The following is a 15827-nucleotide window of genomic DNA, read 5'->3' as shown; positions in this document are numbered from 1 at the left end:
GTTAAACTTTCATAACAAGTGGTCTGATGTGTTGATCAGCTAAAACGGTTGTCAACGTGCAGAGGCACAACGGTAAGTAATGCACGCTGCCCGATGGCAACTTGTGCGTTTGGAAAAATAATCGCTTCTCCTTCTACATCGGCATAAATCGCCTTATCGCCGTCAGTGGCTAAGAGTTCGCCCTTTGCAAAACCAGTAAAGTTCTCGGCATCATCAGAAAACGGGAAACTAAATTCTTGCTCTGTGCGATTTATAGTACGATGGACAGAAAACAACTCAAAGTCTTTTGCATTAAATTCTTGGTATTTTACTTCTTTTTGGCTAATTAATGCAGTTAGAGTTTGTTTTGTTTTTGCAAAGCGTAACATGTCGTTTTCACCAAAGGGTTTCACTTGTCCAAGCTCTACAGTAAATGAGTCGGCACCATGGACAAACGACGAATAGTAACTAAATGTTGTGGCTGGTGATTTCATCATCAGCACCGTATTTACCCCACAACTTAATAAAAACTGCAATTGCGACTTTTTCCAAGGTTTGCCATGCAAAAATGGATAAACAGCAAATTTTTCGTTTTTAGAGCCGCGAATAGCGGTATGTAAGTCATAATGACACCGATAAGTACCCTGCTGTGAACGCGTATAAAAATCGCTAACATACTGCTCAAGTTTTGCAGCTCTTATGCGCTCATCGTTCATCGCGATACCATCAACAGTGTGGTGGCCGTTAAACAAGCGGTTTAAGTTCTCTTCTACAAATCGTTTACCAATATTAATTGACTGAGGGTTACCAAAAATAAACAAAACACGCTGTTGTAATTTAAGCTCACCGCTAATGATTTGTTTAATAAGCTCATCGCAAATTTCAATCGGTGCTGTTTCGTTGCCATGAATCGCGCTTGATAACACCACATTTTTTGAAGTAACGTCATCCGGTTGAAATTCAATCACACCGGTGTCATGTACTATAACCTGAGTGTTGTTATTAAGGGTAAATTGACCTGCGTCTAAATGCCATTCATGCTTTCGCGAAAGCGTTAAAAAATCACCATCTTGTTTTAATTGATTAATGTATTCAGGGGTGGCAGACATAACGATAAAGCCCTTTTTTGTTTTATAAATAGTAGATACAAAAACGGCTGAATAAATCAGCCGTTTTTAAGTGTAATTGCAAATTAGCTAATCACTGAATCAACCAGTTTTTTAGCTTCTTTTTCTAATAAGGCTAAGTGTTCTTCGCCTTTAAATGATTCTAAATATATTTTATAAATATCTTCCGTACCTGACGGACGCGCTGCAAACCAGCCGCTTTTGGTAACTACTTTTAAGCCACCAATTGCTGCATTATTACCTGGCGCATGCGTTAGCTTTTGTAAAATAGGCTCACCTGCTAAGGTATCTGCTTTTACATCGTCAGCACTGAGTGCTTTTAATCGCGACTTTTGTTCAGGCGTTGCGGGGGCATCTAAGCGTTTATAAAGTGGTGCACCAAACTCTTGCTCTAGCTCTTTATATAGCGCAGACGGTGTTTTACCAGTAACAGCTAATATTTCAGCAGCAAGTAGCCCCATAATAAAACCGTCTTTATCTGTACACCATACGCTGCCATCAAACCGTAAAAAGGCCGCGCCAGCACTTTCTTCACCACCAAAGGCCAATTTGCCTTTATTTAAACCTTCAACAAACCATTTAAAACCCACAGGGACTTCTTTTACTTTACGGTTATTGCGCTCAGTCACTTTGTCAATCATTGAGCTAGAAACGAGTGTTTTACCGATTTGTACATTAGCATCCCAATCACGATGCGTTAGTAAATAGTCAATCGCTACCGCTAAAAAGTGATTTGGGTTCATTAACCCATCAGGTGTTACTATGCCATGGCGATCGTAATCGGGGTCGTTACCAATCGATAAATCAAAGTCATCTTTTAGGGCAATTAAATTAGCCATTGAATACGGTGATGAACAATCCATCCGAATTTTGCCATCTTTATCAAGCGGCATAAATGCAAATCGCGGATCGACGTTATTATTAACAACGGTTAAATCTAAATTATATTTTTTCGCGATCACTGGCCAAAAGTTAATGCCTGAACCACCTAAAGGATCAATACCAATTTTAATACCGGCGTCACTAATGGCTTTTAAATTAACAATGTTTTCAAGGTCATTAATGTATGGTGTCATTAAGTCTTCATAACGAATAAAACCAGAATGCGACGCTTTAGCAAAAGGAAACAGTTCAACCTCAACTAAATCTTCAAGTAGAAGTTGATTAGCTCTGTCTTCAATCCATTTTGTTACGTCTGTATCTGCAGGGCCGCCATTAGGAGGATTATACTTAAATCCGCCATCTTCAGGTGGATTATGAGATGGGGTAACCACAATGCCGTCGGCAAGTTCATTGGGGTGATTTTTATTATAGCTAACAATAGCGTGACTAATGACGGGTGTGGGGGTAAAGTCACCGTTTTCTTGAGTTATTACTTGTACTTCGTTAGCAACCAGTACTTCTATGGCTGAGTTAAAGGCCGCTTCGCTCAAAGCATGCGTGTCTTTACCTAAAAATAACGGGCCAAATATATCATTTTGTTTTCTGTAATCACAAATGGCTTGGGTGATTGATAATATATGGGATTCGTTAAATTTTACATCATACGCACAACCACGATGCCCTGAAGTGCCAAATGCAACACAATGCTCAGGGTTTTGCTCTAAATCAGGTTCATTTAAATAATACGCAGACACTAACTTAGGTACATTGACTAAAATTGATTGTGGTGCAATTTTACCTGCGCCGGGATGAATTGCCATGGTATTTCCTTAAAGATAATCACGAATTTTTTCAGCTTGCTCATTGCTGTAGCCTAAGCTAAGTGCAACTTCATGCAGCATCATTTTTTTGCGTGTAGTATTTGAATTAGTCATCACCCAATATTCACTGTCGGTAATATTTTTAGGATTCATACTACTGCCGCTATTAACTAAGTCTTCTTTGCTAGTAGCAAAATATACTCGATCACGACCTTTTATATCCAGCACCGCTGAAAAATCAGTTTTATGCGTTCGATAAAATGCACTTAAAATAAATAAAAAACGACCAACAACGCCTTTTTGCATTGCCAGCTCTTCTTTATTTAAAACATTAAAAACATTGGCATTTTTTTTGTTTACCGGTGGTTTTGCCACTGGTACTTGCTGCACAACAGCTGATAGTGGTTGTTCTTGCGATGAATTAGACACACTAACAGTTTCATTTTTATGATCGGTGTCTGATTTTGTGGTGTGAATTTTTCCGCCGTTGAGATTTAATAAACGACGTAAAATAGTCGATGCACTCTCACCAATACTTTGAGTATTGCTTGCAATGTACTGATATAACTCGTCGTCTATGTCGATTTGTTTCATGGTCTTCCTGTCATTACGGGTCACATTTTTCTTTCGATATGATTATACCCAATCCAGTTAGAAATGCGAGTTACAACCTCCAATGCACTGAACATTAAAACAATGATTAATGAATCAAGGAACTAATTTAACAATAGCGCTGTAATAAGTAAGCCTGTAATAATGGCTGTATTTTTTGCTTTTTTTTAAAATGCTCGGCACACTATGCACAAAATTAAAGGAGTGCGTTATGCAGTTAAATTACAAACAAACTGGTCAGGGTGCTGATGTTATTTTACTCCATGGCTTGTTTGGTTCTTTAGAAAACCTCAATGTGATTGCAAAACCATTAAGTGAGCATTTTTGTGTAACCAATGTCGATTTACGTAACCATGGCCTTTCGCCCCACAGCGATGAAATGGATTACTTAGTCATGGCAGAAGACATTATAAAATTAATGGCAACACTCAATATACAAAAAGCGCACCTTATTGGGCATTCAATGGGCGGTAAAGTCGCCATGCAGGTGGCCCTGACACATAACGAACTAGTCGATAAATTAGTGGTACTTGATATCGCACCCGTTAGCTATCCTGCTCGGCATACTCAGATACTTGAGGCATTAAATGCAGTAAAAAATACGGATATTAGTGATAGAAAGCAAGCTGATTTGATAATGCAGCCGTATATAAAAGAGCTGGGTGTTCGTCAGTTTTTATTAAAGAGTTTATACAAAAACGATAAAGGCAAATTTGTTTGGCGGTTTAATTTATCAGTCATTGATAAAAATTATTCGACAATTACCGCTAATGTTAATGCAAATAATTCTTGTTTGTGCGACACTTTGTTTATTAAAGGTAATGACTCTGACTATATTTTAGCCAAACACCGAGAAGCAATTAATGCAGTGTTTAAAAACGTGAGTGCAAAAATCATACATGGCGCGGGCCATTGGTTGCATGCTCAAAAACCACAGGCAGTAAACAAAGCAATTAATGAATTTTTAACCGCAGTTTAATGGTATTTTTGTGGCGTATTTTTGATTTGTCGCACTAAATAATTAAAGATTTATGTGCTATAGTACGCGCCGTTTAATTTAAAGGTTATACGTCGATGGTCAGTCAGTTTATTAACGAATTTGATACCTTAGGGTTGTATTTTGGCTTAGCTGGTATACTTATTTTTATCGGCTTGGCAATAAAAGATGTACTGAAAAGCGGCAATGTGCCTAAATTTGGTCGTTATATTGTCTGGTTGGTACTCTTTTTAGGTTGCTCTGGCTTTATTGCTAAAGGACTTATTCAGGTGTTTTGGCAAGGTGCAGGTGTAAGTTAAGCATGGCCAAGTCAGAAACAGATAGAACAACGCTTGATTTATTTGAATACGAGAAACGCCCAGGTAGACCTAAAACAAATCCCCTTCCGCGGGATATGCAGTTAAAGGTCAATAAACGTAATCAAATAAAAAGAGACAAAGCGCGCGGTTTAAAGCGTGTTGAATTTAAAGTTTCGTCACAGCTGTATCAAGCACTGAGTGATATGGCAGATGCACAAAATATTAGCCGCAGTGCGTTGATCGAAACAATTTTACAAGAAAGATTGGCTATTGATAGATAAAAGGTTTAAATCCATGGCAAGTGTAGGCATTTTTTTCGGAAGTGACACAGGTAACACAGAGCACGTAGCAAAAATGATCCAAAAAGAATTGGGGAAAAAGCTCGTTGCTGTGCATGACATTGCAAAAAGCTCTAAAGAAGAGATTGCTGAGTTTGATCTGATCTTATTCGGTATTCCTACTTGGTATTATGGTGAAGCGCAATGTGATTGGGACGATTTTTTTCCTGAACTTGAAGAAGTAAGTTTTGAAGGTAAGCTGGTTGCTATTTTTGGTTGTGGCGACCAAGAAGACTATGCAGAATACTTCTTAGACGCTATGGGCATGATCAACGATATTGTAACTGAACGAGGCGCTATTGTTGTTGGCCATTGGCCTAGTGACAGTTATGATTTTGAAGCATCTAAAGGCATGGCAGATGACAAGCATTTTGTTGGTCTTGGCATTGATGAAGACCGCCAACCAGAGCTTACTGAGCAGCGCGTTAAACAATGGTGTGCTCAAGTATATGATGAAATGTGCTTAGCTGAGTTAGCCGATTAGTCTTCCCTTTTTTGTGCTAACTGTTTAAATTATTCTCAAGCAGTTAGCACTATCATCACTAATTTTGATATAGATCAATTGTTCTTTGCACTTACTACCAAGGCACGTTATCCTATTATTGTGACGAATACATCTTGCAGATGTCTATTATAACTAAACAAAATTGAGACAGATTTAATGACTGATCATAACTTGGAACTTAAAAAAGCCGGGCTAAAGGTAACTTTACCGCGTATTAAAATTTTAGAGATCCTTCAATCTCCAGATAACCAACACATAAGCGCTGAAGATGTTTACAAGGTTTTATTAGATCTGGGCGAAGAAATTGGTCTTGCTACTGTATACCGCGTTTTAAATCAATTTGATGATGCCGGAATTGTAAGCCGTCACCATTTTGAAGGTGGAAAATCTGTATTTGAACTCTCTGGTAGCACTCATCATGATCATTTAGTCTGTTTAAAGTGCGGCATAGTTATTGAGTTTGAAGATGATTTAATTGAGCGTAGGCAACTTGAAATTGCTGAAGAAAACGGCATTAAATTAACCAACCATTCGCTTTATCTTTACGGCGAATGTGAAGATAAAGCTGCATGTAAAACCTTTTCAGAAAACAATAGCTAATAGTCTTAGTTGCATAAAAAAACCTGCTTTTGCAGGTTTTTTTATGCATAAAATAGAGCCTATTATTTATGCTCTATTTTAGCCCATGAGTCACGTAAACCCACAGTTTGGTTAAATACCACGTTTTCAGTTTTACTGTCACGAGAAAAATAACCGGTACGCTCAAACTGAAAACCTTGGCCAGGTAATGAATTAGCCAGTGAAGGTTCAAGCTTAGCGTTGTTGATTATGACTAATGACTCTGGATTTAGGGTACTTTCAAAATCATCAGCAGCGCCAGGGTTGGGCACATTAAATAGACGCTCATATAAACGTACTTCTGCTGTCACTGACTCAGGCGCCGACACCCAATGAATAACCCCTTTTACTTTACGACCATCACTTGGGTTTTTACCCAGTGTTTGAGGATCGTAACTACAATAAATAGTGGTTATTTCACCGTTATCGTCTTTTTCAACGCGCTGTGCTTTAATCACATAAGCTCCGCGTAAACGCACTTCTTTATCAAGCACTAAGCGTTTAAACTTATTATTGGCTTCTTCACGAAAATCTTCACGTTCAATGTAAATTTCGCGTGTAAACGGCACATCACGACGGCCCATTTCTTCTTTATTTGGGTGATTAGCAACCGATAACACTTCAACTTTTTCTGCTTCGTAGTTTTCAATCACAATTTTAACCGGATCGAGTACGGCCATAGCCCGTGGTGCGTTTTCATTTAAGTCATCACGGATACAGGCTTCTAGCACACCCATTTCAACCATATTTTCTTGTTTAGTAACACCAATACGTTGACAAAATTCACGAACAGATGCCGGTGTATAACCACGGCGGCGCAGACCTGCAATGGTTGGCATACGTGGGTCGTCCCACCCTTCTACATGGTTGTTTACCACTAGTTCATTAAGTTTACGCTTTGACATTATGGTGTATTCAAGATTTAAACGCGAAAACTCAATTTGTTGTGGATGACACTCTAGACTTATGTTATCAAGCACCCAGTCGTATAAACGTCGGTTATCTTGAAACTCAAGTGTACACAATGAATGAGTAATGCCCTCTAGTGCATCAGAAATACAATGAGTAAAGTCATACATCGGGTATATACACCACGTATCACCGGTTTGGTGGTGATGAGCAAAACGCACACGGTATATAATAGGATCGCGAAGCACAATAAATGAGCTTGCCATATCTATTTTCGCACGCAATACACACTCACCCTCTTTGAACTCACCGTTGCGCATTTTTTCAAACAGGGCTAGGTTTTCAGAAGGACTGGTATCACGGTATGGGCTATTTTTACCTGGCTCTTTTAACGTACCCCGGTATTCGCGCGCTTGATCGGCGGTTAAAAAACAAACATACGCTAAGCCTTTATTAATAAGTTCAACTGCATAGCCGTAAAGCACATCAAAATAATTTGATGAATATTTTATCTCACCATCCCAATTAAAACCTAACCACTGTACATCTTCTTTAATTGAGTTAACGTAGTTAATATCTTCTTTTTCTGGGTTAGTATCGTCAAAACGAAGGTTACATAAACCATTATAGTCTTTGGCAATACCAAAATTTAAACAAATTGATTTTGCATGACCAATATGTAAAAAGCCATTAGGTTCTGGTGGAAAACGGGTATGTGTTGTAGCGTGTTTCCCACTTGCTAAATCTTCATCGATGCGCGTTCTAATAAAGTTGCTTGGGCGATTCTCAATTTCCGCCATAGGAGTATAAACCTCTGTATATTGAGTGATAACAAAACTAATGCATTATTACAAAAACAAACCTTAACATACAGTAATAGATGTGGGTTTATGCTTGTTATTAACAAAGTTTATTTGATAAAGGATAGTTTATGAACAAAATTTGTTTTAGCGCAATATTTAAGTCATCAAAGGAATTTATAGTATAAAGATAAACCCACTTACAGGAACGAAAGATGGCTTCATTAAATCAAAACCGCGTTTATATACCAAGTAATGCACGCGCAAATCATTACTTATTAGCTGAAATTACACCAAACGATAATTTTTATACAAACTTTAGTGGCATTAATGCATGTTATCAGCGCATTGCGCGACAATTATTTGCATCATGTGATGAATATGAACTGCATAATGTACATTTACTTGCAAATGATAAATTGCCCGTTGTACGCTTTAATGAGGAGTCATATCAACTTGAAACCGATAAGCAAATGTTATTTTTTTATAACCCTCGCTACCATGAAGCCCATAAGTTGCACTGTACAGCGAATATTCAAAGTAAAAAAATACGTTTATTATTTTTAGCAACGGGTGAAGATATTCGCGCACACTCAGCACAATTTCATACCAAGGTACAAAAGGTATTAACGTATTTGCAACAACAGCTATTTTTAGATCAACCTAGTTTTACGCTAAGAGATCATCAACACTTAACCTACGACTTATTTGCTAAAGAAAAAGGCAATAAAGAAAGCTATGGCTATAAATTGAGAAGCTTATACCCTCGCTATCAATCAAGACAATGTGCAATACCTAACACACACGCTGAAATGACATATGTGACTTTTTCTATTCCCGTATCACGTAATATTAAAACGCAATTTCAAACACAAATTAATAGCCACACTTATGAGCCGTTTTATAACCACTTTGCAAAATTATTTACGCAATTGTGTGAAAGCAATAAGCTTACCCACGTTGCTATGATTGCTAATGGGGCAATGCCAATAATTCGTAACAGTGAAGTGGATAGAAATGAGGGAAATGGGGAATTACAAAAAATCAGTTTTGATATAGAGGACTCAAGTCAGCAAGTAAAAATCTTTTATGAAGCCGAAAAACTAGTAGAAACACTGCATTTTGTCGTTGTAGCTGCCCAGCACAATAAACATGAAATTGGCTATGGTCGCTTTTTGAATCAAGTAGAAAAAACTATTCATAGTTTTTGTGATGAACTCGCCATTAATAAGCAACGCCAAGATTTATCGGTTCGCTTTTTTCAGCATATCAGTTACTCATATTAACAACATAACAAAAAGGCTCGCAATTGCGAGCCTTTTTTAAAGATAAACAGCTGATTACCAGCCAGTTTTCTCTTTAAGTGCATTACCGATTTCAGCTAATGAACGTACAGTTTTTACGCCCGCAGCTTCTAATGCAGCAAATTTCTCATCAGCAGTACCTTTACCGCCAGCGATAATTGCGCCAGCGTGACCCATACGCTTACCTTCTGGTGCAGTCACACCAGCAATGTAAGACACAACAGGTTTGGTAACGTGTGCTTTGATGTACTCTGCAGCTTCTTCTTCTGCAGTACCACCAATTTCACCAATCATTACAATTGCTTCAGTTTGGGTGTCTTTTTCGAACATTTCTAAAACGTCGATAAAGTTAGTACCAGGAATTGGGTCGCCACCAATACCAACACAGGTAGACTGGCCAAAACCAGCATCAGTAGTTTGTTTAACTGCTTCATACGTTAAAGTACCAGAGCGAGAAACAATTCCTACTTTACCAGGCTTGTGGATGTGACCAGGCATGATACCAATCTTAGTCTCACCAGGGGTAATAACACCTGGGCAGTTAGGACCGATCATACGAGTACCTGTTTGATCTAGTTTAACTTTAACGTCAACCATATCAAGCGTTGGAATACCTTCAGTGATACAAACGATTAGCTCAATACCTGCATCGATTGCTTCTAAGATGGCATCTTTACAAAAAGGTGCTGGTACGTAGATAACTGATGCCGTTGCGCCAGTGGCTTCTACCGCATCACGTACTGTGTTAAATACTGGTAGACCAAGGTGCGTTTGACCGCCTTTACCTGGGCTTACACCACCAACCATTTGTGTACCGTACTCAAGCGCTTGCTCTGAGTGGAAAGTACCTTGGCCACCGGTGAAACCTTGACAGATAACTTTTGTATCTTTATTGATTAATACAGACATTATTTGCCCTCCGCAGCAGCAACAACTTTTTCAGCCGCGTCTGTTAGTGATTCAGCAGCAATGATATCTAGACCAGAGTTCTTAAGAACCTCACGACCTAGTTCAGCGTTAGTCCCTTCTAAACGTACAACTACAGGTACGTTTACGCCAACTTCTTTAACTGCACCAATGATGCCTTCAGCGATCATGTCACAACGAACGATACCACCAAAGATGTTAACTAAAACAGCTTTAACGTTGTCATCAGAAAGAATGATTTTAAATGCTTCAGATACACGTTCTTTGGTTGCACCGCCGCCAACATCTAGGAAGTTTGCAGGCTTGCCACCGTGTAGGTTTACAATGTCCATAGTACCCATCGCAAGGCCTGCACCGTTAACCATACAACCAACGTTACCGTCTAATGCAACGTAGTTAAGTTCAAAGCTTGCTGCATGTGCTTCACGTGCATCTTCTTGAGATGGATCATGGAAATCGCGCATTTTAGGTTGACGGTAAAGTGCATTACCATCGATACCAATTTTGCCATCTAGACAGTGAAGGTTACCTTCATCTGTAATAACAAGCGGGTTGATTTCAAGTAGTGCGAAATCAAAATCAGTGAACATTTTACCAAGACCCATAAAGATCTGTACGAACTGTTTCATTTGCACTGGGTTAAGACCCAATTTAAAACCTAGTTCACGTGCTTGGTAAGCTTGAGGACCGACTAATGGGTCAATCTCTGCTTTATGGATAAGCTCTGGAGTTTCTTCAGCAACCGTTTCAATTTCAACACCGCCTTCAGTAGACGCCATGAACACAACTTTGCGAGAAGCACGATCAACAACGGCACCTAAGTACAATTCGTTGGCGATATCAGTACAGCTTTCAACTAAAATTTTAGTAACTGGCTGACCATTCTCGTCTGTTTGGTAAGTAACTAGATTTTTGCCTAGCCAGTTAGCTGCAAACGCTTTAACTTCGTCGATAGTTTTAACTAGCTTTACACCGCCCGCTTTACCACGTCCACCGGCGTGAACCTGAGTTTTAACAACCCACATATCGCCGCCAATTTTTTCAGCAGCGGCTGCAGCTTCTTCCGGTGTATCGCAAGCGAAACCCTGAGAAGCTGGTAAACCATATTCGGCAAAAAGTTGTTTTGCCTGATACTCATGCAAATTCATGATACTTTATCCAATTTTTTATATTAAAAGAGCTGAATATTTATGCAAATAAACAACTATCCCAAATTGCGTGCCTAGTATAGATCTCATGACGCTACATGAAAACCCCAGTATGACCATAGGCACAAAAAAAAAGCTGTGATAGTTACTCACAGCTTATATTGTGTACTACTTAATTAAACATCCAGCAGTAAACGTGTTGGATCTTCAAGTAACTCTTTAATTGTTACTAAGAAACCAACTGATTCCTTACCATCTATTTGGCGATGATCATACGATAACGCTAAATACATCATAGGTAGAATCTCGACTTTACCATTAACAGCCATTGGACGATCTTGGATTTTATGCATACCCAAAATTGAAGACTGCGGTAAGTTGATGATAGGTGTTGATAATAACGAACCGAACACACCACCATTGGTGATAGTGAAGTTACCACCGGTCATATCGTCAAGTGTTAACTTGCCATCACGACCTTTAAGTGCTAATTCACGAATACCTTTTTCAATTTCTGCAACAGAAAGCTTATCGCAATCTTTCAATACTGGTGTTACTAGTCCACGCGGTGTAGAAACAGCAATACTAATATCGAAATAATTATGATAAACGATATCATCGCCGTCAATTGAAGCGTTTACATCAGGGAAACGTTTTAACGCTTCAGTGACTGCTTTGACGTAAAAAGACATAAAGCCTAGACGAATACCGTGACGTTTCTCAAACACTTCTTGATACTGTTTACGCAAGTCCATAATTGGCTTCATGTTAACTTCGTTGAATGTGGTTAACATTGCCGTTGAATTTTTCGCTTCAAGTAGGCGGTTTGCAATAGTTTTACGCAAACGTGTCATAGGCACACGTTTTTGTGTACGGTCACCCACTGGCGCTGCTGCTGGCGCTGCTTCAGCTTTTGTTGCAGGAGCTGGTGATTTTAAGAATTGCTCAACATCTTCTTTAGTCACACGACCATTTTTACCAGAACCTTTAATTTTAGAAGCATCAAGGCCTTTTTCAGCAATTAGACGACGCACCGATGGTGTTAACGCATCTGAACTATCGCTTGAACTATCACTTGCGCTTTCATCTTTAGCTGCAGGTGTATCCGCTTTAGCGTCAGATTTAGCAACTGCTGCACCGGCTTTTACTTTACCAATTACTTGCTCACCCAGCACAGTATCGCCTTCAGCATGGATAATGTCACCCATAACGCCGTCTTCTTGAGCAACGACTTCAAGTACAACTTTATCTGTTTCAATATCTACCAAATTTTGATCGCGTGTTACCGCGTCACCTGATTGAACATGCCAAGTAGCAATTGTTGCATCTGCAACTGATTCTGGAAGTACAGGTACTTTAATATCCACTTCTTTACCTTCTGATGCTGGTGCTGATTGCGCCGCTGGCGCGTCGTCTTTTGTTTTTTCTGGTGCTGAGCTATCTTCTTTAGGCTCTTTACTTGCTTTAGACTCTTTGCTTGGCGATGCTGCTTGTGCATCACCAATTAAGCCAATTACTTGGTCGCCAAGTACCGTCGCACCTTCTTCTTGTGAAATTTCAGTGATCACGCCGTCATTTTGTGCAACCACTTCTAAAACCACTTTGTCTGTTTCAATGTCTACTAAGTTTTGATCACGGCTTACTTTGTCGCCAACACTTACATGCCATGTAGCAACGGAAGCATCTGCAACCGACTCAGGAAGAACAGGAACTTTAATTTCTGTGCTCATTGCTTATCCTTTTTTTCTATAGTTAGCGCGTCGGCAACGAGCGCTTGTTGTTCTTTAGTGTGTACTGACATATACCCACATGCAGGAGATGCTGACGCTTTACGGCCGGCATATTTTAGTTTCGCACCTTGTGGAATTGCATCAACAAAATGATGTTGTGAACAGTACCAAGCGCCTTGGTTTTGTGGCTCTTCTTGACACCATACAAAATCTTTAACATGTTGGTAGCGTTCAATAATCGTTTTCATTTCATCATGTGGGAACGGGTAAAGTTGCTCAACACGCACAATAGCGATGTTGTCTTGCTCAAGTTTACGGCGTTCTTGCAATAATTCGTAATAAACCTTGCCACTACAAAATACAACGCGGTCTACTTTCTTTACATCAATATCATCGATTTCATCGATCATGTTGTAGAACACACCTTCAGAGAGCTCTTCTAGTGTTGATGTTGCAAGTGGATGGCGCAGTAATGATTTAGGGGTCATAACAATCAGCGGGCGGCGAAGCGGTCTAACTGATTGACGACGTAACATAGCATAAACTTGCGCAGGCGTAGAAGGTACACATACTTGCATATTGTGATCGGCACACAATTGCAGAAAACGCTCTAAACGCGCTGAGCTGTGCTCTGGGCCTTGGCCTTCATAACCATGAGGTAGTAAACACGTTAAACCACATAAGCGGCCCCACTTTTGTTCACCTGAACTTAAAAATTGGTCAAATACAACTTGCGCACCATTGGCGAAATCACCAAATTGCGCTTCCCATAATACCAGTGAGGTCGGCTCTGCCGTTGCATAGCCATATTCAAATGCCAACACGGCTTCTTCAGAAAGAACTGAATCAAATACTTCGAATGTACCTTGCTCTTCACTAATATTTTGCAGTGGTAAATAAGTTGCACCATCTGTTTGGCTGTGAACAACCGCATGACGATGGAAAAAAGTGCCACGACCAGAATCTTGTCCTGTTAAACGAATATCAGTGCCTTCAGCTGCAATAGTTGCATACGCTAAAGTTTCAGCCATGCCCCAATCAAGTGGTTTTTCACCGGCTGCCATTGCTTTACGATCATCGTATATTTTCTTAACACGAGACTGTGCTTTATAGTTTTCTGGGTAACTTGCAACAATATTACCAAGCTCTTTAAGCTTTTCTACAGAGACACTCGCATCATACTCGACATTCCAATCATGGCCTACATATTTAGCCCAATCAGATGAGTGAGATGTTTCTGGTTGAATTTCTTCAACAACACAGTTACCACCGTCTAAACCATCACGATAATCATCAACAAGTGCCTTTACTTCGCTTTCAGTAAAAGAGCCTTCAGAGATGAGTTGATCTGCATAAATTAAGCGCGGAACTGGGTGCTTTTTAATTTTTTGATACATAATTGGCTGTGTAGCGTTTGGCTCATCAGCTTCGTTATGACCATGGCGGCGATAACAAACTAAGTCTATTACCACATCACGTTTAAACTGATTTCTAAAATCAAGCGCCAGTTGTGTTACAAATGCAACCGCTTCAGGATCATCAGAGTTAACATGGAATATTGGTGACTGCACCATCTTAGCTATGTCGGTACAGTAATCAGTAGAGCGTACATCGGTTTGTTTACTTGTTGTAAAACCAACTTGGTTATTCACTACAATACGAATACTACCACCACAACTAAACGCATTAGTTTGCGATAAGTTAAATGTTTCTTGTACAACGCCTTGACCAGCAACTGCTGAGTCGCCATGGATGGTTACTGGCAGTGCTTTACTGCCCGTTTTGTCATTTAAACGGTCAAGACGAGCACGCACAGAACCCATTACTACAGGATTTACAATCTCTAAATGCGATGGGTTGAATGAAAGTGCCATGTGCACGTTGCCACCCTTGGTGGCGAAATCAGATGAGTAGCCCATGTGATATTTAACGTCACCTGAACTTAGCGTTTCTTTATGTTTGCCGGCAAACTCGTCAAATAGTTCTGATGGGTTTTTACCGAGTACATTAACTAAAACGTTTAAGCGACCCCGGTGGGCCATACCAATGACAACTTCTTTTTGACCGCTTTCACCCGCACGGTGAATCAGCTCTTTTAACATGGGTACTAACGCATCACCGCCTTCGAGTGAGAAGCGCTTAGCCCCTGGGAACTTAGCCCCTAAATACTTTTCAAGCCCATCTACAGCTGTTAGCCCCTTTAAAATACGAAGCTTTTCATCTTTATTGAACTTTGGCCTAGACTGAACAGACTCTAAACGTTGTTGTAACCAACGTTTCTCCTCTGTTGATGTGATGTGCATATATTCAGCGCCAATGGAACCACAGTATGTGGTTTTTAGTGCCTGATATAACTCACCTAAAGGCATAGTATCGCGGCCTACGGCAAACGATCCTACGTTAAACTCGCGGTCAAAGTCAGCGTCTGACAAGTCGTGGTATTCTAGCTCTAAATCTCGTACGCGTTCACGTTGCCAAATACCTAACGGATCTAAGTTAGCGTTTTGATGCCCACGAAAACGAAAAGCATTAATAAGCTGCAGTACTTTGACTTGTTTAAGGTCACTACTACTGCCCTCTGCTACCACCACTTCTCTATGCTTGTTTTTAGCAAGCGCCGCAAATTGTGAACGAACTTCAGAATGTTTTACTTCAACATCCACACCATCTACTTTTGGTAATTGTTCGAACACTTCTCGCCATTCTTCTGGCACCGAAGTCGCATCGTCTAAATACGCTTCATAAAGCTCTTCAACATAAGCAACGTTACCGCCGTTTAAATGCGAAGATTCTAGCCATGCCTTCATCACACCTTCGTGCATTTATAAGCC

At 39.8% G+C, this 15827-nt stretch carries 14 protein-coding genes; 6 read left to right on the top strand and 8 right to left on the bottom strand.

Going from position 1 to position 15827, the window contains the following annotated elements:
- Window positions 1-35: 35 nt before the first annotated feature.
- The 3 genes from astE to seqA all read right to left on the bottom strand — a co-directional run bounded on the left by astE (window position 36) and on the right by seqA (window position 3403).
- Window positions 36-1088: a succinylglutamate desuccinylase gene (astE, locus tag AC6H44_RS06890; RefSeq protein WP_500738140.1), complete on the bottom strand. Its 1053-nt coding sequence runs from the start codon at window positions 1086-1088 to the stop codon at window positions 36-38.
- Between the two features lie 83 nt (window positions 1089-1171).
- On the bottom strand, window positions 1172-2809 hold the full coding sequence (pgm, locus tag AC6H44_RS06885) for a phosphoglucomutase (alpha-D-glucose-1,6-bisphosphate-dependent) (RefSeq protein WP_500738139.1): 1638 nt from the start codon (window positions 2807-2809) through the stop codon (window positions 1172-1174).
- A 9-nt stretch (window positions 2810-2818) separates the two neighbouring features.
- Complete coding sequence (gene seqA / locus AC6H44_RS06880) at window positions 2819-3403, bottom strand: replication initiation negative regulator SeqA (protein WP_500738138.1); 585 nt, start codon at window positions 3401-3403, stop codon at window positions 2819-2821.
- 229 nt (window positions 3404-3632) lie between these two features.
- On the opposite strand from seqA, the gene AC6H44_RS06875 reads away from it, so the two are divergent.
- The 5 genes from AC6H44_RS06875 to fur all read left to right on the top strand — a co-directional run bounded on the left by AC6H44_RS06875 (window position 3633) and on the right by fur (window position 6160).
- Window positions 3633-4400 (top strand): alpha/beta fold hydrolase, encoded by a 768-nt coding sequence (locus AC6H44_RS06875; RefSeq protein ID WP_500738137.1) that lies wholly within the window; start codon window positions 3633-3635, stop codon window positions 4398-4400.
- A 95-nt stretch (window positions 4401-4495) separates the two neighbouring features.
- Window positions 4496-4717 (top strand): DUF2788 domain-containing protein, encoded by a 222-nt coding sequence (locus tag AC6H44_RS06870; protein WP_500738136.1) that lies wholly within the window; start codon window positions 4496-4498, stop codon window positions 4715-4717.
- A gap of 2 nt (window positions 4718-4719) precedes the next feature.
- Entirely contained in the window at window positions 4720-4998 is a 279-nt protein-coding gene (gene ybfE / locus AC6H44_RS06865) for a LexA regulated protein (protein ID WP_008113775.1), read from the top strand.
- A 13-nt stretch (window positions 4999-5011) separates the two neighbouring features.
- Window positions 5012-5539, top strand: coding sequence for a flavodoxin FldA (gene fldA / locus AC6H44_RS06860; RefSeq protein ID WP_500738135.1), 528 nt, complete (start codon window positions 5012-5014; stop codon window positions 5537-5539).
- Window positions 5540-5716: 177 nt separating this feature from the next.
- Window positions 5717-6160 (top strand): ferric iron uptake transcriptional regulator, encoded by a 444-nt coding sequence (gene fur / locus AC6H44_RS06855; protein WP_500738134.1) that lies wholly within the window; start codon window positions 5717-5719, stop codon window positions 6158-6160.
- A 62-nt stretch (window positions 6161-6222) separates the two neighbouring features.
- Here fur and glnS read toward each other — a convergent pair whose 3' ends face one another.
- Entirely contained in the window at window positions 6223-7887 is a 1665-nt protein-coding gene (gene glnS / locus AC6H44_RS06850; protein ID WP_500738133.1) for a glutamine--tRNA ligase, read from the bottom strand.
- Window positions 7888-8102: 215 nt separating this feature from the next.
- Here glnS and AC6H44_RS06845 point away from each other — a divergent pair, with 215 nt between their 5' ends.
- The gene (locus tag AC6H44_RS06845) at window positions 8103-9173 is read left to right on the top strand and encodes a DUF3083 family protein (protein ID WP_500738132.1); all 1071 of its coding nucleotides are present in this window, start codon (window positions 8103-8105) and stop codon (window positions 9171-9173) included.
- 54 nt (window positions 9174-9227) lie between these two features.
- On the opposite strand, the gene sucD is transcribed toward AC6H44_RS06845, so the two are convergent.
- The 4 genes from sucD to sucA all read right to left on the bottom strand — a co-directional run bounded on the left by sucD (window position 9228) and on the right by sucA (window position 15818).
- Window positions 9228-10100: a succinate--CoA ligase subunit alpha gene (sucD, locus tag AC6H44_RS06840; protein ID WP_500738131.1), complete on the bottom strand. Its 873-nt coding sequence runs from the start codon at window positions 10098-10100 to the stop codon at window positions 9228-9230.
- Window positions 10100-11266, bottom strand: coding sequence for an ADP-forming succinate--CoA ligase subunit beta (gene sucC, locus AC6H44_RS06835; RefSeq protein WP_500738130.1), 1167 nt, complete (start codon window positions 11264-11266; stop codon window positions 10100-10102). The genes sucD and sucC overlap by 1 nt, the downstream gene beginning before the upstream one ends.
- A 176-nt stretch (window positions 11267-11442) precedes the next feature.
- Complete coding sequence (gene odhB / locus AC6H44_RS06830) at window positions 11443-12996, bottom strand: 2-oxoglutarate dehydrogenase complex dihydrolipoyllysine-residue succinyltransferase (protein ID WP_500738129.1); 1554 nt, start codon at window positions 12994-12996, stop codon at window positions 11443-11445.
- The gene (gene sucA / locus AC6H44_RS06825) at window positions 12993-15818 is read right to left on the bottom strand and encodes a 2-oxoglutarate dehydrogenase E1 component (RefSeq protein WP_500738128.1); all 2826 of its coding nucleotides are present in this window, start codon (window positions 15816-15818) and stop codon (window positions 12993-12995) included. Before sucA ends, odhB begins: the two co-directional genes overlap by 4 nt.
- Window positions 15819-15827 lie beyond the last annotated feature (9 nt).

The sequence above is a fragment of the Pseudoalteromonas sp. TAP-3C genome (assembly GCF_059888565.1).
Note: the sequence above shows the minus strand (reverse complement) of the source record. Positions and strands in the feature narration are given on the sequence as shown.